The following is a 23438-nucleotide window of genomic DNA, read 5'->3' on the forward strand; positions in this document are numbered from 1 at the left end:
AGAGGAGCCTTCAATCAATCGAACTACTGTATAAAAGGCTTTGGTTGCAGCCAAAGCTTGGGCCTCACATTACCCGAACTTGGTTAAAGTATTAATTAATTTATGGGTTTATTATCCATACAAGGTTAACTAATAGTGTTGGTCACGGTGCTAGGAATGCCCCACTAGATGTTTTAGTACTACAAAGGCTTTTATTAGGTACCACAAAAAAGTATTTCGGTAAAAAAGTACTAAAGCCCGATGGATATTATGGTAGTAAAACTGAAGAGCAACTAAAGCTATTTCAATCCGCTGCATTGGGTAATAAACACCCAAGTAAAAAAGTTATACCTGATGATTTAACTCACAAAGCACTTGTAGCCTCATTAAGTCAGAACTTTCTAAAAAAGCACAAAGAAGCTGCCCTTTTAAATCAAGTTCAAGTTATTGATTATGAACACTTCATTAAAATATATAAAAAGCAGTTCCCTAATGAGCAAGCATTTAATGATCTAAAAAAACTCTTGATTGAGTGTGTAATGGATCCTCACATTACCGATATCCGATGGATTGCTTACATGTTAGCGACAGTAAAACGTGAGTGCGGACGTACCTGGAAACCAATTAAAGAGTGGGGAAAAGGAAAAGGTAAGCTGTATGGTAGCGTACACGATGTTCCAACTACTTCAACTGTAGAAAAAAACATATATTACGGAAGGGGTTATGTACAATTAACATGGGATTATAATTATAAAAAGGTTGGCGATGCTTTAGGGCTTGGAGATAAGCTCTATATAAATCCAGACCTAGCACTTAATCATAAAATTGCATATGCAATAATGTCTTATGGCATGCGAGAAGGTTTATTTGCTAAAGCGAAGCTAGGCCAATTTATATCAGGTGCAACTTCTAATTATATTGGAGCTAGGAGAATAATTAATGGTCAAGATCACGCTTTAGAGATTGCTAATGACGCTATAATTTTTGAGCGACTATTGAAAGCGTCACGAGGTACATTTGAATTTGAAAAGTTATTATTCTCAACAAATGTAGCGTTAGCTTAATACACATATACTTTTATGGATTAACTCTTGGTGAAATTAAATATGACCTTATTTGTTATGATCTTTTTATTATGCTCGCATGTTAATGCCGCTTCACTCAATGCAGATATTAAGAATAATAAACCCTTAAAAATGCAGATACCCTCTGGTCAAAAGTTGCCTCTAGATTTTGAGCTATTAACTCAAAAAAAGCTTCTTGGCTCACTAAATAAAAACGACAACTGTTCTATCAAAGACGAACATCATAACAATCGATTTGTCTCAGTTTTTAAGCTAAGTTCGGGTGATAAATTGCTTGCATTAGCTTGCAACACTGGAGCATATCAAGACAGTTACTTGACCTATTATGTCAAGACGTTAACTAACATGGCTTACCCCATAACTTGGTCAGAACCTACTTTTATTGATAATAAGTGGGAGCTAAAGCAAACTAATTTAATTACCGGCAGTATTGAAGTTAGTGAAATAGGGAATGAATTAAAGTCTCTGCGCTTATACTCTGCTTTTGGCTCTTGCGGTTATAAGGTCAATTACACCATTTCGTTCCCACAACTGATTAATCTAAAACCTAATTTAATACATGCAGACAACGATTGTGGTAATGGCATTTTAGTTGACGAGTGGCCAGTAATTTCCAATTCAAAATAACATCGCTAGTAATTATATTAAGGTCATATACTAATGTGATAAATGCCCCCAGTATGGGGGATTTATCTTTTTTAAATAGCCGCTTTTATAAACTCATGCAGCACTTTAGCGCCCTGCATAGCAATATAAAATTAGTAAAATACGAAAAACTAGTCGCCCAGCCCGAGCAGCAAATAAAAGAGCTAGTTAGCTTTTGTAATTTAGAATGGCAAGCACAGTGTATAGACTTTCACTTAAACACCGCACCGGTCTCTACCGCCAGTAAAGTACAAGTACGCCAACCACTTAACAATAAAGCAATCGGCCGTTGGAAAGCATTTAAGCCACATACTAATAAAACAGTGGAGTACCTTTTAAAGCAAGGTATAAATATTGAGTAAACGCTTTATTTTACCGGTAAGAGACGCCAAATAAGAGGCTTTGTGTAAGTGTAGGTCGGATAAGCGAAGCGCCATCCGACACAGTAAAATACCTTGCCAATTATTATCAACATTTTGTGTTGTGGAGTGGCGGAGAATGCCAACAGCAGATATTACCTTTCAAAGCCTTTAGTGGGACTGCTAAGCCACCATTGCAGTCATTGAGGTTTAAGTTAAAGAGCCAATAAAACTAACACTTCACTTTGTCATCCATTGCTCTACTATGTATAACCAAAATCAGGATGAAATAAGGCCATACATTTCTGTTATTATGAAAAATCTATTATCCATTCGTTCTTATAGCACAAAACCAACCCGTCACTCACATCACTTTAATCAATTGGTTTTACCTTTACGTGGTGTCATAAATATATGCGTTGGTGATTTCAATGGTAAAGTTGCGCCAAGTGAATGTGTTGTAGTTAAAGCCAATGAAGAGCACTTGTTCACTGCAGATACTGAAGCTAGATTTGTAGTTGTGGACATGAAAAACCTACCCCTAAATATTTCATCTTCTCACTGTATTGTTTTTGCAATTAACTCATCCCTTAAAAGTTACTTAACCTTTATCGAAAACCAATTAGAAAATAAAGTTAATGCTCAATTAGAACAGGCGATGTTTGAAATGTTCAGTTTACTGCTTGCAGAGCAACCTTTATTGCCAAAAGTAGATAACCGTATTGGTACAGCAATATCCTTCATAGAGCAAAATATTGCAGAGCAACTTCACATTAAACGCCTGGCTGAATCTGCTTTTCTAAGCGAAACGCAGTTTAAGAAACTATTTAAGCAACAAACAAATATGACTGTGATGAAATACGTAACCAAACTTCGTATGGAAAAAGCGCAAGCTTTACTAACACACACAGATTATCCACTATCAATCATTGGTGAAAAAGTAGGCTACAAAGAGCCGTCAGCCTTTAGCCGAAAGTTTTCACAATTCTTTGGCCTACCACCTAATAAATTCAAAAAGTAAACTTAGTCTTTATTGTCAACGATAGCGTCTTAATTGTTAAAAACTCCTTTCATCATTAGCATACAATTTCTGTATTGAAATAATAAAAAACAGGTATCACTATGCAAAGTCATCACGGAAGTTTTAAAGGTGTAATTGCTATCATTATTGCTAGTTTTTTGTGGGGAACAACAGGCACCGCAGCAAGCTATTCCCCTGATGTGAGTTCGTTTGCAATTGGTGCATTCTCTATGGGAATAGGGGGAGTGCTACTTGTTATTACAGCACGAAAAACGTTATTTATAGATTATAAGCTCATGATTTCACAGCCTAAGGTATTACTTTTAGGTGCCGCTTCTGTCGCTATCTATCCATTAGCATTTTATACTTCAATGCGTTTATCAGGTGTTGCAATTGGCACTGTAGTTTCAATTGCTACGGCACCTTTTTTTGCTGCAATCCTTGAAAGCCTAATTAGTAAAAAAAATATATCACTGGAATGGGTACTGAGTTTTGTTATTGGAGCTATAGGTATTACTTTATTAACGTTAGGTAGAGATCAGAGTAATGATCCTTCATACAGTATTAATCAACAGAGCCTGGGTATTCTTTTGGGGTGTATTGCTGGATTAACCTATGCAGGTTATTCATGGGCAGCAAGGAGTTTAATTGAAAGTGGAGTTCATTCGAAATCGTCAATGTCAGGACTGTTTGGTTGTGCTGCTTTATTGTTACTCCCTTCATTATGGTTTACAGGTGATAACTTATTTTCAAGCGCAACCAATGCATTGGTATCTTTGTATATGGCAGTAATTCCAATGTTTTTAGGATACTTATTATTTAGTTTTGGCTTGAATTATATAAATGCAAGTAAAGCGACATTAATTACCTTAATAGAACCATTAGTTGCAACTGTTTTAGCCGTTTTCGTTATTGGTGAAAGGTTTAAGATAATTGGTTGGATAGGTGTGGCTTTGGTATCACTATGCCTATTAATGCAAACCATCAAACCTCAAAAGCAATTAAGAGTACCTATTAAATCTATGTAGCTTAAGAGCATTGACAATGCTTTTAAAAGCTTACCATAGGGTATAATTCATTTATATAAAGTAAAAAACATGAACGCTCGTAACGAACGTTCATAAAATGTAATAACCAAGGAGACGAGTATTGACTTCATACATCATAATTTCTCACAGTCTGCCTCACGCTCACAGCCGAACTTCGCTAAAGTGCCATTTATAGTATTTGAATTTAGGTCTAGATTGATGATCGTAAATGCCAGCATAGCGGTTGTTCAAGTATTTATATTTAGATGACTTATTTGTATCCCCCTAATCTCTGCCATATTAGAAAGTTACTGGTTAAGATTAGGTTTTTGTATCGCTGATAAAGATGCATATCATGTTCATCACTCTTCTTTATCCAGCAACTCCATTAATCCAACCAGTGCAGCGAAAAGTACAGCCCCTACAGGCCAAATTATCCAAGTTACGCCCCAATCCATAGTCCATAAGCTCCAACCAAGAAAGATAGCGATTAGCAAAGGCCAGTAGAATGCAGCGAGTTTTTCAGCACGTTTTACACGTCTACTCTTTACAGTATCTAGAGGCCCATCTTTTAGAATATTGTTATAAGCCTCGTATTTAGCCGCAACAGGAGACACAATGTATATCCCAGCGGCTATGATGAGCATAAGTACAATTAGCATCATTAGAGTTATACTTGGGCCTCTGAAAAGCATACTAGCAAACATAAGAGGTGCAAAACTGATAATGAACATAAATATACCCAACGATAATCTTCGATTATAGGTAGGTCTGAACTTTGTTAATTTTTCATTGAAAACACCATGTACACCATAGGCTAATTCAAATGCTTCATTATCTATTACCGCTATATCGCTTTCATATTGGTTGGCTCTGAGAAAAAAATTTATTCCCATAGAGACCATAACTACAATACACACAACTCCTATCGCTGCTGCGATATTGCCTGTCAGGTTCAATCGATTGGTTTCAGCCATTGCCAAGAAGAAAAACAAAGGTACTACTGAGCATAAACAAAGTATAACTCCTTTAGTGATTAAGGCTGACACTTCCATCTTATTTTCAATATATTTTGCTGCTTGTTCTAAACTAATTTGAATGATATCAGGCTTTTTATTTTCATCATGAGAATCAAAAGCTTCATTCTCATCTCTTAGTAGAAAGTCAGTAGATACGTCAAAAAGCTCCGCCAACATAATTATCCTATTTAAATCAGGTATGCTATTAGTGCTTTCCCACTTAGACACTGACTGCCTAGAAACATTCATCTTTTCAGCCAATTCTTCCTGCGACCAACCAACTTGTTTTCTTAATCTGACAATCTTTTCTGCTAAAATCATAAAGTTCATTCCTTCATTTGTTGTTGAGCGGTAAGCATAGAAAGTCAGGTAGTTGCAGACCAGCAAGTCAAGTTGTTAATTTGTCAACCAGCGGTTGCAATTAGGCTAAACAGCTAAATTTAAACATTTTATTTGGTGCTAGCAAGTTAGTTTTTCATTTTGAGAGACGAACCAAATTAGACATCCTAAATATAACTAAGCTGTCAATCTATGGCAAAATTTCCCCATCAGGCAGGTCTTCCAGCCCAAAAGCTTTAAAGGTGCCCGTTTGATCCAATTTTGTCACTCGCTTAGGGAAGAGTTTAGTGTTTAATTGCTAAAATCACCCATAGCATAACTAGGGCATCCATAGTTAAACCACCTCAAAAAAAGAATGTTAGTAATGGGTCAATTTTGTTGACTAACGGTTGCTCGATTTAAGTTGTTAATTTACATTATTATTAATAATTTTCAGTAATTTGACATGATTAATTCATTAGAAATCTGTGTAAAAATTAAATGCTAGCGTCTTCTATACTCACAAAGTGATCTTGAAACCGAATTCATTACTGACTGCTTTAGGCTCAAATGAACATCAAGTGATGGAAGTTCAAAGGCAGCAACGAGCTTACACTAGCCCCTCAAACATGCAGTATATATTGGTTTGAATTACCAATAATCTGTTTATTCTTTTACAAAAACTAATGTCAGCTTTCGGCTAATAGTTAGCTTTAGTAAAGCAGGTTCGAACGTCAGCTATAGAGAAAAATGGATTCCAATTACAAGATGCTTGAGCGGCTGTTAATCGCTCCTAGCCGCCTTTAAAAGTCATTCAAACAAGATTAAATTTTAAAACCCTGTCTTAAAATAGGCATACCCGCCGAAGGGATCTATCGCTAATTCATAATATTTAGTTCAGTTAATCTGAGCGCACCACTACGTTTATTTACTTTAGTGTCGGTTCAACGGTAAATAATGTCGATTCAGATAAACATTAATGAAGCAGGTTAAAAAACTCGCTAAATTCCTTATCAACAAAACGCCAAATACCTATTTTGATAAGGAATATAGTCATGAACATTATTACAAAAACAGTTATAGCACTGAGTTTAACAAGCCACTTTAGTGCGCATGCCATTGACCTGCGAGTCGACAATATTCGTGTATACCAAAGTAATTCGCAAAGCTTTTCTGCGCCGAGTTCGCTTTATATTGACGATGGTAAAATTGTAAACGTTGCCAAAGCGACCGACCCACTACAAAACGCAGATAAAACTATTGATGCTAACAACCAATATGCAATACCTGGTTTAATTGATTTACATGTACATTTGGGCTCATCGGGTAGTAACTTTACTGAGTTTCAGTATTTGCCCGTTAAATCGCACTTTAATTCTAATTTGTATTTAGGCGTAACAAACATTGTTGATTTGTTTTCGTTTGAGCAAACCCTAAACGAAGCCGCTCAATTAAAAGAAGCCCAACTAACCCCTAACCTTTTTTATGCGGGTACTTTGTTTACTAACCCTGGCGGGCATGGCACGCAGTTTGGCGGCCACGCATACGAAATTGCAAAAGATGAAGACATAGCTGCACTATGGAAAAAACATATAAGCACTAATCCACATGTAACTAAAGCGGTTATAGAAACCTTTGGCGGTGTGGGTAAATCGTTAACTGATAGCCAATTAAGCGAGCTAGGTAAGCGCTCTAAAGCGGCTAATTTACCGTATTTTGTGCATGTTTCTACACTAGATGATGGCAAACGCGCTATTAAGGCCGGTGCAACGGCTTTAGCCCACGGTATTAATAGCGAAGCGATAGATGATGAGTTTATTACGCTAATGAAACAGCATAATGTAACCTACATTCCTACCCTTGCGGTGTACCACAACCATAGCGATGAAAAGCATAACCATACTATTAGCTCACAAAACGAGTTACTAAAAACCATTCCCGAAAAGCTTCAAGAGTGCTTGTTTGAAAATGTGCCTGCGCCTTCAAAATGGAAAGAACACGCATGGAGTGAACGTAAAACCGCTTATGCAAATATTCAAAAGTTACATAAAGCTAATATCACTATAGGCACCGGCTCAGATGCCGGAAACCCATACACAATCCATGGAACAGGGTTACATAACGAGTTAGATGCACTTAAAAAAGCGGGCCTAACTAATGGTGAAATAATTAATGCGGCAACGGTTAACGGCGCACAAGCGATCAATAAAGCAGATAGTATTGGTAAGCTTGCTAAAGGCTTTGAGGCAAGCTTTATACTGCTTAAGCAAAACCCACTTGATGATATAAACCATATTCACACAATCTCAGAGGTTTATAAAGCAGGTATACAAGTAGACCGCCCAGCGCTTATTGCTCAAAACAAAGCCATAAAGCCACAAGGCCCCACTTGTAATGAAGTAATTAAAAGCAGCCAAGCGCAGCATGTTATTGATGATTTTACCGGTGATACACCATGGCAAGCCTTAAGCGACTCGGTAATGGGTGGTCAGTCTGTGGCAACGCTTACCACGCATAAAAATAGCTTAACTATAGATACAACCATTACAAAGCCAACAAGCTTTGGCGCGTGGGCAGGCGCTGAAATAAAATTTACATCACCGGCTGATGCTTCAGCATTTAAAGGTCTGCGCTTAACGTATAAAGGGTCTACCACGCCTTTTGCTTTGTCTGTTTATCATAGTGATGTAAAAGATTGGGATCACTTTAGTGTACTTTTAAAGCCGCGCGATGAATGGACCACGCTTGATATTCCCTTCACTACACTTAAACAATTTGGTTTTGGTAGCCCAGTTACGTGGTCGGCAACAGAATTAACTGGGGTTAACTTAATGTGGCGTAAAATACCAGGCGCAAGCATTGAGTCATTAAAAAACACACTACAAATCAAAGAGCTAACTTACTTTTAAATGAGTAGCAGTCAAAACACAAAATCATTTGGGTTTTGACTGTTTTTTGTTATGGTTTAATCACTTACAAAAAGAAGCACATACTATGCTCAAACATCCATTTTATAAATACAGCTTTTTTACTCTACTTATTGTAGATATTGCTTATGCCCTTGGGCTAATAATCGCGAACTCCGCCCCCTTTACTACTGGTAGTGCACTCGCTGCATCTGTGTGGTTCGTAACTTTTTACTGGGTTCCTGTTTGGAGTGCGGCAGCAGTTATTTTTTACCTTCGCAATAAACACATTAACAAAATAGCATTTGAATGGTTAATTGCAGTTGTATTTATGGCACTTGGTAATGTGCTTACCGATATATTACTCACACAGCTTTTTGATGGGCATAAATCGATGGGAGTATTTGTTGTATTTAACGGCTTACTTTGGGGATCGTGTATTTACTTTACCAGTATTTTTATTGAAAACAAAAAACGCGCAACAGCCGAAAAACACGCACTTAAACAAGCCCAACTTGCTACATTACGATATCAGCTAAACCCTCATTTTATGTTTAATAGCTTAAATACAATTTCGGCCTATATTCATACAAACCCTGATTTAGCCGATGAAGTACTGCATGAACTTGCTGATATTTTAAGGTACTCCCTTGATACCGCCGAGCAACAGCAAATACCTTTACAGCAAGAGCTTACAATAATAGAAAAATACTTAAATATTGAAAAAGCACGCTTTGGCGATAAACTTCAGGTTAATTACCATATTCCCAATAGGCTTAAAGACATATCGCTACCACCGCTACTTATTCAGCCAATTATTGAAAACGCCATTAAACACAACGCCAACCAAACTTCTCTAATACTTAATATAACCCTGAGTGAGCTTCCAAACGGCGTTAAAATACAAATTAGCGATAATGGTAAGGGTTTTTCGAGCGATGTAATAAAGCACGGGCATGGCAATGGTGTAGGGATGAAAAACATACTCAAGCGCGTCAAACAACTTGGTAAAAGTAAGGTACTACTGAGCAATAATAATGGTGCAGTGGTTACGTTGGAGCTAGCACTATGAACAGCAAAAAACAGCAACATACTATTACTAAAATGCGCGTATTATTTGCCGATGACGAGCTTCCCGCTCGCGAAAAATTAAGCCATCAATTAAGTTTAATGGAGCATGTTGAAGTGGTGGCTATGGCTACAAATGGCAAAGAGGCTATTACATTAATCAATGAGTTGACCCCTGATGTGGTATTACTTGATATTCAAATGCCTGAAATTAACGGCCTTGAGCTTATTGATTTACTTAACTACCAGCCCATTATTATTTACACAACCGCGTATGACCAATTTGCTATTGAAGCTTTTGAGCACGCCTCAACTGACTACTTACTCAAACCTTTTCCTATTGCTAGGCTAAAAAAAGCTCTCGCCAAAGCGCAGCAGCAACTAGAGCAACAACGTGCACATACCCTAGTCAATCACGAACCCAACGAGCAAACGTTTACATTAACCAAAAACACTATAAATAAGCTCATTAGTAAAAACGGTGAGCGGATATTTTTACTCTCCCCTAGTAATATTAAATTTATTAAATCGGAGCAGGGCAATAGTTTGGCGTGGAATGGCGATACATTTCATCATTTAAGCGATACACTTGATCAGCTTGAGCATGCTTTAGCAGCACATAACTTTGTACGAATCCACCGCAGTTATTTGGTTAATATTGACCACATTAAAGAAATACAGCGCTGGTTTAATGGCAAACTTATGGTGATTGTAAATGACGATATTAAATCTGAACTAAGCACCAGCAGAGCCGGCGCAGATAAGTTAAAGCAATTGCTGCATATTTAACTTATCCAATATGCTACTGGTCGTTACTCGAATACACACTTAAAATAGGGAATTTATAATCGGCAAACGATACAGTTACCGATTGTGTTTCGTTGCCTTTAAAACCGAGTTTAAATTCCATTGGCATAAATCGGCTGCCGTCAGCAAAAAGTGCAAGTAAGTGCTCCTCGCCTAATTCTCGATTGCCCGACGATAAGTTAGTTAGCGTTATAACAGCCCAGCGTTCGCCCTCTTCATTGCTCATTAATACATAATTAACGATTTTAAAATCCCCTTTTTTAGGGGTTATGTTGCTATTGTTTGCAAACGATAAGTGCATGCTATTTGGTACTGCACGGTCAACATTTAGCGCTTTGATAGAGTCGGCTTGGCTTGCCCACGAAAGCACCAATAAAATGATCACTAAGGCTTTCTTCACTGTGAGTTCCTTTTTATTACCTAGTAAAATACCTAGTAAATTACCTAATAAATTACATAACAATAACTGTTTAAATTATATTCGCATTCCATACCTATTATGTAAACAAACAATCATCACAATTTTATCCAGCGCTTTGGCTGCGCCACTACAGACTAAGCGCTCATTCAGTGTGCTTGCGCTACTTTGAGGTAATAACGAGTGATAAGAGTAAATAATTCAAAGCTAACTTAAAGTAAAAAGCGCGATTAAACAGGAGTATAAACGTATGGCAAGCACACATAAAAACTCAACAACGGATTTATCTGATCCCAGTAACAGCATTCAAGTAAGAGGGGCACGCGTTCACAACTTGAAAAATGTAGACGTTGATTTACCTCGTAACGCATTGGTTGTTTTTACAGGAATATCGGGCTCTGGAAAATCGTCGCTTGCGTTTGGAACGCTGTTTGCTGAGTCGCAGCACCGCTATCTTGATTCAGTATCGCCTTACGCCCGAAGGTTGATAGATCAAGTTGATGAACCCGATGTTGATTCTATTGAAGGGCTACCGCCTGCCGTTGCTTTGCAGCAGCAACGCGGCGCACCCTCGGTTCGCTCATCCGTTGGCAGCATAACAACTATTTCTAACGCGCTACGCATGCTTTACTCTCGTGCTGGCGATTACCCAGCTGGGCAGAGTATTTTATATGCCGATGCGTTTTCGCCGAATACGCCACAAGGTGCGTGCCCAGAATGCTCAGGAATAGGCCGAGTGTTTGAAGTAACCGAAAAGCTACTTGTGCCAGATGATACAAAAACTATTCGCCAGCGCGCCATTGAAGCGTGGCCACCAGCATGGCAAGGTAAAAACCTAAGCCGTATACTTACCTCGCTTGGTTATGACATAGACACACCTTGGAACAAACTTTCTAAAAAAGCACGGGATTGGATTTTATTTACCGACGAAACACCTAGTGTGCCGGTATACCCAGATTACACCTATGAGCAAACACAAAATGCGATAAAAAATAACGAAGATCCAAGCTACATGGGAACTTTTTCAAGCGCTAAACGCTTTGTTTTACAGTCTTTTGCCACTACCCAAAGCCCGCGTACTAAAAAGCGCGTATCACAGTTTATGCAAATATCGCAGTGCCCTACTTGCCAAGGTAAAAAATTAAAACAAGCATCGTTAAGTGTTAAATTTGCAGGGCTCGATATTGGCGAGCTATCTCAACTTACATTAAACGAACTTGCTAAAAAATTAAGTAATGCCGCCAGCACCAAAGTAAATAAGAATACAAAAAATCCAGAGCAAGCCATTGTTACGCAGCGCATTGCCAGTGACATTCTCACTCGTATTGAAGCACTAACCATGCTTGGTTTAGGGTACTTGTCGCTTGAGCGTACAACGCCAACGCTCTCACCCGGAGAGCTACAACGATTGCGACTTGCCACACAAATTCGCTCTAAATTATTTGGGGTAGTTTACGTGTTAGATGAACCTTCAGCGGGTTTACACCCTGCAGACACTCAAGCACTTTTAAAAGCGCTTGATGAGCTAATAGCGGCTGGCAATTCTGTATTTGTTGTTGAACACGATGTTAGCGTTGTTGAACATGCTGATTGGATTGTTGATGTAGGCCCTGATGCCGGTGTGCATGGTGGCAACATTATTTACAGCGGCCCTGTTGAAGGGCTAAGAAAAATAAAAAATTCGCACACCGGTCGTCACCTTTTTGCTAAAAACGCCAGTCAAGAGTCAACTCAAAACAGCGCGCAAAAAAAGGAGCAAAGGCAGCCAAAAGCGTGGTTAAAATTGGCAGATATTGAGCGTAACAACCTTAAAAAGCTCAATGCAGAATTTCCACTAGGTGTTATGACAACCGTTACTGGTGTTTCGGGCTCTGGTAAATCAAGCCTAGTAAGCCAAGCGTTAGTAGAACTTGTTTACGAAGCACTTGGGCAAAAAGTAATACCGGAAGCGCCAACCGACGAAGCCGACTTACTCGAACAAGAGCTGCAAACACACACCAGCGGAAAAATCATTGAAGGAATAAATAATATAAGCCGCCTGATTACCGTAAATCAAAAAGCGATTGGCCGTACCCCTCGTTCAAACTTAGCTACCTATACGGGTTTATTTGATCATGTGCGTAAACTATTTGCTTCTACCCAAAAAGCGAAAGAGCGCCGTTATGATGCTGGTCGCTTTTCGTTTAATGTTGCTAAAGGTCGCTGTAAAAACTGTGAAGGCGTTGGCTTTGTGAGTATAGAGCTGCTGTTTTTACCTAGCGTTTATTCACCTTGCCAAGTGTGTCATGGCAAACGTTATAACGAGCAAACACTTGAGGTTACATATCGTGATAAAAACATCAGCGATATTCTAAATTTAACGGTTGAATCGGCATATACCTTTTTTGAAAATGAGCCTGCAATACTGCGATCACTCGATGCACTTATGCAAGTAGGTCTTGGGTATTTACGTTTAGGGCAACCTGCCACTGAGCTTTCGGGCGGTGAAGCGCAGCGTATTAAATTAGCAACGGAGCTGCAACGTACGCAGCGCGGTAACACACTTTATATTCTTGATGAGCCAACTACAGGCCTGCATCCATCGGATGTATCAATGTTAATGTCGCAGTTAAATAAATTAGTTGATGCTGGCAATACCGTCATTATGGTTGAACACGATATGCAAGTAGCCCGCAATAGTGACTGGGTTATTGATGTAGGACCCGGTGCTGGCGAAGAAGGCGGCTTAATTGTAGCGCAAGGTAAACCTACAGAGGTAGCCCAATCTAAAATAAGCCGAACAGCACCTTTTTTGAATCGTGCAATTTAAAGAGCAGGTAAACACTAAATAACAAAAAAGAGCCAATGGCTCTTTTTTGTTATTAGCTTTTTAAAAAGCGTTCTATTTTAGGTTTTACCGTAACCGACATTATCAGCATTATAGTTAAACCTATTGGTAATGCGGCTAATAACCCTTCAGCCCATCCAGTTACAAATACACGCATATCTGCATAGCCAATATTATTAGTAGCGGTAACAAACGCCATAACCGACTCCATGATCAGCGCCATAAAAACACTAATCACTAAATTACGTTTTAGCTCGCTACTACTAGGCAATAACTTATTAACTAGCTTATGCATTAAGGTCATCATTACAAAACCAACAGGCGCCATAACCAATACTGCACTTATAAATGAGGTAAACCAATCTGCATAAAAATGCTCTGTAACACCCACATTCACATAAGTCATAATGCCAGTTAGAGTACCGCCAATTAAGGTAATAATACTTACCATAACCAGTATTTTATAAATTACAGGTGTTTTTTTAGGCTCAACCATTACTGGGTTTGCTGATACGGGTGTACTCATTTTTTGGGCATGCCTTAAGCGTTAAATAGATGACAAAATCAACTATAACAAATTAATTGACAATATCAACCACTTTTTGAGCTAACCAAAAATAAGCCAAATTCCAACTAACCCCATTAAGCTACCAGCAATACGGTTCATCCATTTAATATTATCACCACGGCTTAAAAATAAACGTAAACTTTTACCGCCTGTTGCGTAAGCTAACATACTTAAAAACTCGGTGGTCATTATAACACCAAGCAATACTAAAAGCTGAGGGGCTACAGCATGCTCAACACTTATAAAGGGTGGCAGTAGTGAAATCATAAACGCCCACCCTTTAGGGTTAGCAATTGCGGTTACAAAACCTTGCGTAAATAACGACTTCCTACTTACGTCACTTGGTTTTGAGGTATCGACCGACATTTTTCCTTTGGCTCGCCACATGTTAACGCCAATATAAATTAAGTACGCACCGCCTACCCACTTTAAAATAGCAAACGCATCTGGGTAATTTAGCATTACGCTTGCAACACCTAATACCGCAGCTATGGCAACACTTGCGACACCTAACAGCTCGCCTATCATCATCCATAATGTGCGGCGCACGCCAATGCTCATACCGAGTGTCATGGCAAGGGTCATACACATACCAGGCGTTATCGACACAAAAAAGAACGTAGGAATAAAAACCGCAAGTGCTGCTACATCAATCATTAATTTACTCTCATATTAAAAGCAAAAACGTGGCTATAAGTAGCCGCGCTGTTGCTTACTCATTTTTATTACTATTGCCCGGCACTTACCACGGGGTCAGTAATAACCTCTACTGGCTCTGCTGTATCATTTAACAAATACTTATCTAACCACTGTTCTTGTTCCCACAACACATGTAATAAGCTTTTACGCGCACGGTAACCATGTGCTTCATAAGGGAGCATTACTAAGCGAGCATCTTTACCTAAACCTTTAAGGGCTGCGTACATGCGCTCACTTTGCATTGGGAAAGTGCCGTGAGATTGAGGGTGGGTCTTCTTGCACCGTACCCCATATGTAAAAAGCATCTATTGCCCAGCACTTACCAAGTCAGTAATAACCTCTACTGGCTCTGCTGTATCATTTAACAAATACTTATCTAACCACTGTTCTTGTTCCCACAATACATGCAATAAGCTTTTACGCGCACGGTAACCATGTGCTTCATATGGGAGCATCACTAAGCGAGCATCTTTACCTAAACCTTTAAGGGCTGCGTACATGCGCTCACTTTGCATTGGGAAAGTGCCCGAATTAGGATCTTCTTGGCCGTGGATCATTAGCATTGGCTCGTTAATTTTTTCAGCATGGAAAAACGGCGACATATCAGCGTACACACTTTGTGCTTGCCAAAAATCACGCTCTTCTCCTTGAAAACCAAACGGTGTTAATGTGCGGTTATACGCGCCACTGCGGGCAATACCTGTTTTAAATAAATCGCTATGAGCCAATAAGTTAGCAACCATAAATGCACCATACGAGTGCCCTGCTATGGCAATTTTGTTTTTATCGGCAATGCCTTTTTTAACTAATACATCAACAGCTGCTTGCGCACTTGATACTAACTGCTTTCTAAAGTTATCGTTTGGCTCGCTGCCATCAATACCCACTATTGGCATTTTAGGGTCGTCAAACACGGCAATCCCTTTAGCAAGGTAAGGCATTGGGCCCCAATAACCAATGTAGGTAAACGCATAAGGCGATTCGCGTACTTGCGATGCAACGGCTTTATCTTTGTATTCAAGTGGATAAGCCCACATAAGTATCGGTAACGGGCCTTGTGTTTTATCGTACCCTGGTGGTAAATAAAGCGTGCCCGAAAGCTCAACACCGTCATCGCGTTTATAACGTAATTGCTCTTTAGTTACGCCTTTAAATGCAGGGTACGGGTGCTCAAATGTCGTTAATTGCGTTAACGTGTCGTTCTCTAAATCACGTATAAAAAAGTTAGGTTGCTCAGTTTTAGATTCACGAATAGTAATAAATCGCTCACCTTCGTCGTCAAGCAGTGCGCGTACACGCTCGTAGTATGGCGCTTCTGATTGCCATAAACGCTTGCTGCTATTTGTTTTAACATCGTACCTATCTAAAAACGGCACATTACCTTGCTCTGAAGCACCATTACCGCGCAGGTAAATATAACGCCCGCCTACAATTTTAATTACGTTTGCGCCTAAATCATTGCGCTCGTAAATTGCATTACCTGGGTCTTTGTACGCATCGTTGTAACTACGCTCTGAAAATAGCACGCGGTTTCTGTCGGCATTTCGTGGTTGCACTATGTAAGTACGTACTTGGCGATCGCTAAAGCGCCAGTCTGTCAGCATTGCTACGTTTTCGTTGCCCCACTCCATTCCCGCATAACGGCGCTCTACTTTGGCAAATAATTTAGGCTCGCGTTTAAATGGTGCACGTAAGCTGTAAACATAATCATGATGCTCAACGTCGGTTTTCATGTCGCCGCCATCTTGCGCCTCGGCCCAAATAACTTCAGCACCTTGATCGGCTCGCCATTCAAAATCACGGCGGCCAGTGCTTACACTGTCGTAACCTTGTGGAATATTATCGGCAAGTGGCTGTTTTGCCAGCTCTGCTAATGCATAGCCGCGCATGCCCCATATTTGCCACGTGCTTGCAAAGCGGCTGTAAGGCACTTGATACGAAAACGGCTCATTAATACCGGCAACTAAAATATTGGTAGAATCAGGTGATACTGAAAACGATTTAAATAAAGAAGGGCTACCTATTGCTTGAGTATTGCCATCAAGCGTTATGTAAGCCAATTGCCCTTGGCCGTAAAACTTAAACTGTGATTCATCAAACGGGCTGGTTAATAAATTTTGGTAAGTACGTGCTGGCGCTTTTTCGCCAGTACTTTGTTGAATAACAGGCACTACATTTTGGCTGTTATTTTCAAGCCTTGGTTTACCAAAATTAACAGCAAGATTTGCAACAATGGCGCTGCTATCTGGCAGCCATTTATATGGCGATGCAGTTAGTACCGAATTTAACGCAGCACTAGTTAACTCTTTTGCTTGTTTGGTTTCAACGCTGTAAAGCCATAAGTTGGCTTGGGTTGGTTGCTCAACAACAAAGGCTAAATATTTACTATTAGATGACCATTTAGGTGAGCGGATAATGCCATTAGGTAAGTTGTTAATGCTAATAACCGACCCGCTTTGAACATGCTTTAGCTCCACGGCACTAAATTTGGCACTCACACGAGAGCGCGAAAAATTAGCGGGGTTTAGCTTAATACCTGCAAGCTTAAGCTCTTCTTTTGCAAGTTCATCAAGGGTTACTACACGTTTGCGCTCAAAAAGCGCTAGCCACTGGCCATCGCTCGATAAGTAACTAGTGGGTGCTAACTTAGCGTCAACCAATGCTGCAAGTTCGGGTGATGGGGTTTGATAGCCCTGCTCGGCGTAACTTGTTGGGACTAATGCCGCACAACAAACAAAGACAACTAACAGCCTAAAAGCGCTCATGTTTTTATCCTTTTGTTATTTTTTACTCTTATAGGCGTATATAAACACGTTTTGCTTTGTTCATAAAGTATTAAGGTAAGTTATACACCTCTAAAAGATGACTTAATAGTGCTGATTAAGCTAAACTACAGCGCTATTTATTCACCACTGCGGTACTTAAAATACAATGCATAACAAAGCCAAATCAGTCACCATTTTTGATGTTGCAGAGCGTGCTGGTGTATCAAAATCAACCGTATCGTTGGTGCTTACCCAAAGCGATAAAGTGGGCAATAAAAGTAAACAGAAAATACTCAAAGCGATAGATGAGCTAGGGTACGTTTATAATCGTGATGCCGCTGCTATGCGCTCAAAACGCTCTAACTTAGTGGCCTTAGTAATAAATGATTTAACTAACCCAGCTATGGCACACCTTGCTACCAGCTTAGAACTTTTGTTAAACGACAATGGCTTACAAGCCATGATTGTAAGCAGTAATAATAGCCTTGAGCTACAAGCAAACGCAGTTAAAAACTTAAAAGAATACAACGCGGCTGCATTTATTATTTGCCCCGTTGCTAATACTTGCCCCAAATGGCTTGATGCGCTCAGCGCGCAACACAAAGTAATTACCTTAATGAGTGAAGTGCCCTTTAGCGCAGCTCCGTGTGTATTACCCGACTATAAAAAAGCCAGCCACGTAGCCAGTATGCATTTACTCGCACAAGGCGTGACAAACATAGCATTTATAAGCAGTGAACTTACTTTAAGTGATTCACAAGCACTGCAAAGTGGCTTTAATACCGCATGCGCGCAGCACAGCATTACACCATTAGCACCCATTGACTGCGCAGTAAACACAGCCCTTAGCGCTAAAAATGCATTTATAGAAGCATATAAACACAACCCCACATTAAACGCAGTGGTGTGTGCAAACGATATTATTGCTCAAGGTGTTATTGCCGCTATTAACTCATTAACTCATCACTCTATTAAAGTAGTGAGTTGCCACCACATTCCTAATAGCGCGGTTATAAATAATCACTTAACCACCGTGGCTATTAGTACAACTGATATAGCTAAGCGGTGCCTTTTAATACTCCAAGAGCTACTACAAAATACAGCCCCGCCAGTAAAAACACTGGTAAATGTAAACTTACAAATTAGAGATTCTAGCCAATGAAAAAAGTGCTGGTAATTGGCTACGTATGGCCAGAGCCAAATTCGTCTGCTGCGGGAACGCACATGATGTCGTTATTAAATGCATTTAGAGCGCAAAACTGGGACGTTGAATTTGCAACGCCCGCGCAGCGCACCGACCACATGGTAAACCTTGACGACTTTGGTATAACCAGCCAAAGCATTGCACTAAACTGCGATAGCTTTGACGAATACGTTAAAGCTTATAACCCAGACATAGTCATGTTTGACCGTTTTATGATGGAAGAACAATTTGGCTGGCGCATCGATAAACATTGCCCAAATGCCATTAAAATATTAGATACCGAAGATTTACAATGTTTGCGTAACGCTCGCCACGAAGCCTTTAAAGGTGAGCGCGAGTTTACAACCAGCGATTTACACTCAGACATAGCAAAACGAGAAATTGCCGCTATTTTACGCTGCGACCTAAGCTTAATTATTTCAAGTTATGAAATGAGCCTGCTAAACAGCGTATTTAAAATAGAGCCAAGCTTATTACACCATTTACCATTTATGGTCGATTTAAGCTCACTGCCTACAAGTACAAAAACGTTTGAGCAGCGCCAGCACTTTATGACCATAGGTAACTTTAGACACGCACCAAACTGGGATGCTGTACTTTACTTACAAAAAATATGGCCACTTATTCGCAAGCAACTCCCAAAAGCAGAACTACATATTTATGGCTCCTACCCACCACCAAAAGCCACGGCACTAAATAACCCTAAAACAGGGTTTTTAATAAAAGGCTGGGCCGATAATGCGTTTGATGTAATGCAAAGCGCACGCGTATGTTTAGCACCACTTCGTTTTGGTGCAGGCATTAAAGGTAAATTACTTGAAGCCATGATTATGCAAACACCCAGCGTTACCACCTATATTGGTGCAGAGGGCATGCATAACGATTTACCATGGCCTGGTAAAATAGCCAACACCGCCGACGATTTTGCCAATGCTGCTGTTGAAATGTACACCAATCAAAGTGACTTTGAACAAGCGCAGCAAGATGGCAACACGCTCCTTAATACGCTTTACGATAAAGCACAATTGAGTACGGTGTTAATTAAAAAAATCGATTCAATAAGTAGCGATTTAGAGGCTCATCGCGAAAAAAACTTTACAGGCCAAATGCTCAAACATCATACAATGCGCAGCACTCAATACATGTCGCAATGGATAGCTGAAAAAAATAAAAAATTAGATTAAAAATGACTAGACACACACCAATTAGTGTTTAAAATCGCGCCCATCAAACGTGGGCAGTTTTAGCTGTATTGTCTATATTTTTAGCTTAGTTATCGCAATATTTGGTCCAAAAAGATTTGAAAACTGCAACCTTTACAGAAAAACGCAAATTTATCGTTAAATTGGGTAAAATGCTTCACAAGTATGGTACGCCTGCTTACCGCCTAGAAGCCCACCTAATGGAAGTGGCTACATATTTAGGACTTAAATCGTCGTTTGTTATGTCACCAACTTCGGTAACGTTTGTTATTTGGACTGATGGCCACGAAGACGAGTACACCCATGTTGCGCGTGTAGACCCTGGCGATCACGATTTAGGCTCACTTGCCGACACCGACGACCTTGTAAACCAAATGCTTGACGACAAGCTAACTTTACAAGAAGTTGACGCCCAGCTAGATGCTATCTACGACATGCCAAACCCATACAATAAACTTGTTACGGGCGTTGCGTTTGCAACTTCTGGTGGTGCGTTTGCAATGTTAATGGGTACTAGCTGGACTGATGTTATTTGGTCATCGCTTCTTACTTTAGTTGTTTATTTGTTTGTGCTTTGGTCGGGACGCTCAAAACGCGTAGCCCATATGCTTGAGCCATTGGTAGCCATAATATCGGCAATACTTGCCTGTGCAGTAAGCGTGTATATAACACCTGAAATAAACATACGCTTGGTGGTACTTTCGGCCATTATTGTATTTATACCAGGTTTAGCACTTGCGCTTGGCTTAGCAGAGCTTGCAGCGCGGCATTTAGTGTCGGGTACAGCAAGAGTCATGGACTCGTTTATGCTGTTATTTAAACTCTATTTTGGCGGTTTTATTGGCATAGGCATTGGCTTTGCACTCTTTGGGCAAGCTGACTTTGTACAACCTGAACCATTACCAAAGTGGACCGCATGGCTGGCTATATTTTTACTTTGTAGCAGCTTAATCGTTATTTTTAGAACCAAACTTAAGCACGCTGTTTGGTCTATTGCATCAGGCTTTATAGCGTATGGCACCAGTATTGGCTCGGCTATGTACCTTGATTACACGTTAGGTACGTTTGTGGGTGCTTTATCGGTAGGTATATTTAGTAACTTGTTTAACCGTGTTGCTAATGCGCCGGCTTCTATTGTGGCCATGCAAGGCTTAATTGTATTAGTACCAGGTAGCAAAACCTATATTGGCTTAAACTCACTCATTGAAGGCCAAGACTTTATATACGCAGAGCATATAGGCCAGCAAACGTTTTTAATATTTATGTCGCTTGTTGCAGGGCTAATATTTGCAAACGTAGCCCTACCGCCTAAAAAGAGTTTGTAACTGATACTGAGCACTCGCTTTACTTTAATTGAGTAAAGCGGGTAAAACATTAAACTAAAAACAACTACCAAGTAGCAATTGATGCCAATGCTAAGTGTTTTAGCTCTTTACATCGCACTTGAGTGAGCTCAAAAGCATCGTAGTGATTCCAACACTATACTAAAAAACCTTCCATTTTAATCATATCCTACTTCTAATTTACACTTCCCTATTGAGCAAAAATACTCAACAGGAAAGTAACTTAACTAGCGTGACCAGTTAGTTTTGGCAAGCTCTACAATCTCGTTTCCTTTGCCGTTTATCAGCGCCTTCATCATGTAAACACTAAAGCCTTTTGCTTGCTCTAATTTGATTTGCGGTGGCATTGAAAGCTCTTGTTTTGCAGTATCGACTTCTAAAACAACAGGTCCTGAGTGGTTCATCATCTCGTTCATTGCCGATGGTAATTTTTCAGGGTCATCCACATGAATCCCTTTTAATCCACAAGCCTCTGCAATGTTAGCAAAACTTGGGTTTTTTAAATCGGTATCGCTTGATAAAAACCCACTGGCTTTCATTTCCATAGCCACAAAACTAAGTGAGCGATTATTATAAACAACAATCTTTATTGGTAAATTAAGCTGCTTAAGTGAGATTAAATCCCCCATTAACATCGAAAAGCCACCATCACCACACATTGCAATGACTTGGCGGTCTCTATCTACAGATTGAACCCCCATTGCCTGCGACATCGCATTTGCCATAGAGCCATGATTAAACGATCCTATTAAGCGACGCTTACCATTCATTGATAAATAACGCGCAGCCCACACTGTTGGCGTACCTACATCACAAGTAAAAACAGCATCGTCAGTCGCTTGCTCGTTGAGTAAACGTGTTAGGTATTGCGGATGAATTAAATTTTGCGAGGTTTTGCCACTGGCAAGTTCATCAAGATCTTGTCGAGACTCTTTGTAATTTTTAACACATTTTTGTAAGTGCGAACTGCTCCGTTCACCTTTAATATAATCAAGCAGTGTGGCCACTGAGTTTTTAGTATCCCCTAACACGCCACAGTCAATTTGCACGTGTCGCCCGAGTGACGCAGCCTGATTATCAATTTGCAATATGGTGGTATTTTCGGGATAAAAAGCACGATAAGGAAAACTAGTACCAATCATTAATAACGTATCGGCTTCTTGCATTGCATGATAGCCCGATGCAAAGCCAATAAATCCGGTCATACCAACATCGTAAGGATTATCGTATTCAATAAATTCTTTACCGCGCATGGCATGCACTATCGGTGCTTGTAATTTTTCGGCTAGCGCAACAATTTCGTCGTGGGCATCCTTACAACCTGCACCACACAATAAGGTTACTTTTTTACTTTTATTAAGATGAGTCGCCATTGCTTCAATATCAGATAAAGCGGGAGTATGTGTTGCTGGCCTTGGCACGTTCCATTTTGGTTTGATAGCTTTAGGCATATCTTTTAATGCTATGTCGCCAGGTAGCACAAGTACACTCACGCCTTTATTTAATATTGCTTGTCGCATTGCTGTTTCTAGCAGGTACGGCATTTGCTCAGGGCTCGACACCATTTCACAATACACACTGCATTCTTTAAATAATTCTTGCGGATGGGTTTCTTGAAAATAACTACTACCAATTTCAGATGAAGGAATATGTGCGGCAATTGCTAATACTGGTACATTATTACGCTGACAATCAAATAAGCCATTAATTAAATGAAGGTTACCCGGCCCACAAGAACCCGCACACACCGCAAGCTCGCCTGATAAATGGGCTTCGCCACCAGCTGCAAATGCGGCAACTTCTTCATGTCGCGTTCCTAACCATTCAATTGTTCCCATTTTTCGCAGACTTTCACTAATGCCGTTAAGTGAATCGCCAGTTACTCCCCAAATACGTTTTACGCCAGCTTGTTCGAGGGTTTTAGTGATAAAACTTGCGATATTTTGACTCATAATATAGAACTCCTAAATATTCAGTTATTCTGTAAATTGATTTTTCGTCTCTGATCTATCAGGTAAGTCATCGTTTCGAAATGCGCTCAATTATTGAGAATCGATAAGCTTAAATATTTTGATAATGATAAATATATTACTACTGAGACTTTACTAACAAACGCCTATGCTTGCTGCGACCCCATACTGATACATAAAACATGAATGTCCGCTTTAAAGTGTTTA

General features: G+C 39.8%; 18 protein-coding genes and 1 pseudogene. 12 read left to right on the plus strand and 7 right to left on the minus strand.

What is annotated here, in order from left to right:
* Positions 1-296 precede the first annotated feature (296 nt).
* From H5160_RS18150 to H5160_RS18170, 5 genes are all read left to right on the plus strand, one after another.
* Positions 297-1043: a glycoside hydrolase family 19 protein gene (locus H5160_RS18150; protein WP_182716833.1), complete on the plus strand. Its 747-nt coding sequence runs from the start codon at positions 297-299 to the stop codon at positions 1041-1043.
* Positions 1044-1085: 42 nt separating this feature from the next.
* Entirely contained in the window at positions 1086-1691 is a 606-nt protein-coding gene (locus H5160_RS18155) for a hypothetical protein (protein ID WP_182711695.1), read from the plus strand.
* Between the two features lie 35 nt (positions 1692-1726).
* Positions 1727-2071: a sulfotransferase gene (locus H5160_RS18160; protein WP_310736676.1), complete on the plus strand. Its 345-nt coding sequence runs from the start codon at positions 1727-1729 to the stop codon at positions 2069-2071.
* Between the two features lie 310 nt (positions 2072-2381).
* Positions 2382-3089, plus strand: coding sequence for an AraC family transcriptional regulator (locus tag H5160_RS18165; protein WP_024597340.1), 708 nt, complete (start codon positions 2382-2384; stop codon positions 3087-3089).
* 101 nt (positions 3090-3190) lie between these two features.
* On the plus strand, positions 3191-4117 hold the full coding sequence (locus tag H5160_RS18170; RefSeq protein ID WP_182738252.1) for a DMT family transporter: 927 nt from the start codon (positions 3191-3193) through the stop codon (positions 4115-4117).
* Positions 4118-4479: 362 nt separating this feature from the next.
* On the opposite strand, the gene H5160_RS18175 is transcribed toward H5160_RS18170, so the two are convergent.
* On the minus strand, positions 4480-5457 hold the full coding sequence (locus H5160_RS18175) for a helix-turn-helix domain-containing protein (RefSeq protein WP_182711697.1): 978 nt from the start codon (positions 5455-5457) through the stop codon (positions 4480-4482).
* A gap of 1052 nt (positions 5458-6509) precedes the next feature.
* Here H5160_RS18175 and H5160_RS18180 point away from each other — a divergent pair.
* The 3 genes from H5160_RS18180 to H5160_RS18190 are packed head-to-tail and all read left to right on the plus strand — an operon-like array spanning position 6510 to position 10217.
* Positions 6510-8363, plus strand: coding sequence for a CIA30 family protein (locus tag H5160_RS18180; RefSeq protein ID WP_182738254.1), 1854 nt, complete (start codon positions 6510-6512; stop codon positions 8361-8363).
* A 28-nt stretch (positions 8364-8391) separates the two neighbouring features.
* The gene (locus H5160_RS18185; RefSeq protein ID WP_182711699.1) at positions 8392-9432 is read left to right on the plus strand and encodes a sensor histidine kinase; all 1041 of its coding nucleotides are present in this window, start codon (positions 8392-8394) and stop codon (positions 9430-9432) included.
* A complete protein-coding gene (locus H5160_RS18190; protein ID WP_182738256.1) occupies positions 9429-10217 on the plus strand; it encodes a LytTR family DNA-binding domain-containing protein in 789 nt (262 codons plus the stop codon). The genes H5160_RS18185 and H5160_RS18190 overlap by 4 nt, the downstream gene beginning before the upstream one ends.
* A gap of 13 nt (positions 10218-10230) precedes the next feature.
* On the opposite strand, the gene H5160_RS18195 is transcribed toward H5160_RS18190, so the two are convergent.
* Complete coding sequence (locus H5160_RS18195) at positions 10231-10635, minus strand: hypothetical protein (protein WP_182738258.1); 405 nt, start codon at positions 10633-10635, stop codon at positions 10231-10233.
* A gap of 268 nt (positions 10636-10903) precedes the next feature.
* Here H5160_RS18195 and uvrA point away from each other — a divergent pair, with 268 nt between their 5' ends.
* Positions 10904-13462, plus strand: a complete 2559-nt coding sequence (gene uvrA, locus H5160_RS18200; RefSeq protein ID WP_182738260.1) for an excinuclease ABC subunit UvrA — start codon at positions 10904-10906, stop codon at positions 13460-13462.
* A gap of 52 nt (positions 13463-13514) precedes the next feature.
* On the opposite strand, the gene H5160_RS18205 is transcribed toward uvrA, so the two are convergent.
* The 4 genes and pseudogenes from H5160_RS18205 to H5160_RS18220 form a co-directional block, all read right to left on the minus strand.
* Complete coding sequence (locus H5160_RS18205; RefSeq protein ID WP_182692473.1) at positions 13515-14006, minus strand: DUF2798 domain-containing protein; 492 nt, start codon at positions 14004-14006, stop codon at positions 13515-13517.
* Positions 14007-14087: 81 nt separating this feature from the next.
* Positions 14088-14705, minus strand: a complete 618-nt coding sequence (locus tag H5160_RS18210) for a LysE family translocator (protein WP_024595057.1) — start codon at positions 14703-14705, stop codon at positions 14088-14090.
* A gap of 71 nt (positions 14706-14776) precedes the next feature.
* A pseudogene (locus tag H5160_RS18215) lies at positions 14777-15001 on the minus strand (alpha/beta hydrolase family protein); the annotation flags it as partial.
* A gap of 51 nt (positions 15002-15052) precedes the next feature.
* Complete coding sequence (locus H5160_RS18220; RefSeq protein ID WP_182738263.1) at positions 15053-17512, minus strand: prolyl oligopeptidase family serine peptidase; 2460 nt, start codon at positions 17510-17512, stop codon at positions 15053-15055.
* 166 nt (positions 17513-17678) lie between these two features.
* Between H5160_RS18220 and H5160_RS18225 the strand changes: the two genes are divergently transcribed.
* From H5160_RS18225 to H5160_RS18235, 3 genes are all read left to right on the plus strand, one after another.
* Positions 17679-18674, plus strand: a complete 996-nt coding sequence (locus tag H5160_RS18225; RefSeq protein ID WP_182738265.1) for a LacI family DNA-binding transcriptional regulator — start codon at positions 17679-17681, stop codon at positions 18672-18674.
* Entirely contained in the window at positions 18671-19900 is a 1230-nt protein-coding gene (locus H5160_RS18230) for a glycosyltransferase (protein WP_182738267.1), read from the plus strand. Before H5160_RS18225 ends, H5160_RS18230 begins: the two co-directional genes overlap by 4 nt.
* Before the next feature lie 116 nt (positions 19901-20016).
* Positions 20017-21243: a threonine/serine exporter ThrE family protein gene (locus tag H5160_RS18235; protein WP_002960134.1), complete on the plus strand. Its 1227-nt coding sequence runs from the start codon at positions 20017-20019 to the stop codon at positions 21241-21243.
* Between the two features lie 245 nt (positions 21244-21488).
* On the opposite strand, the gene poxB is transcribed toward H5160_RS18235, so the two are convergent.
* On the minus strand, positions 21489-23213 hold the full coding sequence (gene poxB, locus H5160_RS18240) for a ubiquinone-dependent pyruvate dehydrogenase (RefSeq protein WP_182738268.1): 1725 nt from the start codon (positions 23211-23213) through the stop codon (positions 21489-21491).
* Between the last annotated feature and the right edge of the window lie 225 nt (positions 23214-23438).

The sequence above is a fragment of the Pseudoalteromonas sp. SG43-4 genome, assembly GCF_014164325.1.
Lineage (GTDB): Bacteria > Pseudomonadota > Gammaproteobacteria > Enterobacterales > Alteromonadaceae > Pseudoalteromonas > Pseudoalteromonas distincta.

Excerpts from the sequence above, each read along its gene's own strand:
- H5160_RS18190 (WP_182738256.1), top strand. The coding sequence starts at position 9,429 with ATGAACAGCAAAAAACAGCAACATACTATTACTAAAATGCGCGTATTA.
- H5160_RS18165 (WP_024597340.1), top strand. The coding sequence starts at position 2,382 with ATGAAAAATCTATTATCCATTCGTTCTTATAGCACAAAACCAACCCGT.
- H5160_RS18170 (WP_182738252.1), top strand. The coding sequence starts at position 3,191 with ATGCAAAGTCATCACGGAAGTTTTAAAGGTGTAATTGCTATCATTATT.
- H5160_RS18220 (WP_182738263.1), bottom strand. The coding sequence starts at position 17,512 with ATGAGCGCTTTTAGGCTGTTAGTTGTCTTTGTTTGTTGTGCGGCATTA.
- H5160_RS18180 (WP_182738254.1), top strand. The coding sequence starts at position 6,510 with ATGAACATTATTACAAAAACAGTTATAGCACTGAGTTTAACAAGCCAC.
- H5160_RS18205 (WP_182692473.1), bottom strand. The coding sequence starts at position 14,006 with ATGAGTACACCCGTATCAGCAAACCCAGTAATGGTTGAGCCTAAAAAA.
- H5160_RS18175 (WP_182711697.1), bottom strand. The coding sequence starts at position 5,457 with ATGATTTTAGCAGAAAAGATTGTCAGATTAAGAAAACAAGTTGGTTGG.
- uvrA (WP_182738260.1), top strand. The coding sequence starts at position 10,904 with ATGGCAAGCACACATAAAAACTCAACAACGGATTTATCTGATCCCAGT.
- H5160_RS18210 (WP_024595057.1), bottom strand. The coding sequence starts at position 14,705 with ATGATTGATGTAGCAGCACTTGCGGTTTTTATTCCTACGTTCTTTTTT.
- H5160_RS18155 (WP_182711695.1), top strand. The coding sequence starts at position 1,086 with ATGACCTTATTTGTTATGATCTTTTTATTATGCTCGCATGTTAATGCC.
- H5160_RS18225 (WP_182738265.1), top strand. The coding sequence starts at position 17,679 with ATGCATAACAAAGCCAAATCAGTCACCATTTTTGATGTTGCAGAGCGT.
- poxB (WP_182738268.1), bottom strand. The coding sequence starts at position 23,213 with ATGAGTCAAAATATCGCAAGTTTTATCACTAAAACCCTCGAACAAGCT.
- H5160_RS18230 (WP_182738267.1), top strand. The coding sequence starts at position 18,671 with ATGAAAAAAGTGCTGGTAATTGGCTACGTATGGCCAGAGCCAAATTCG.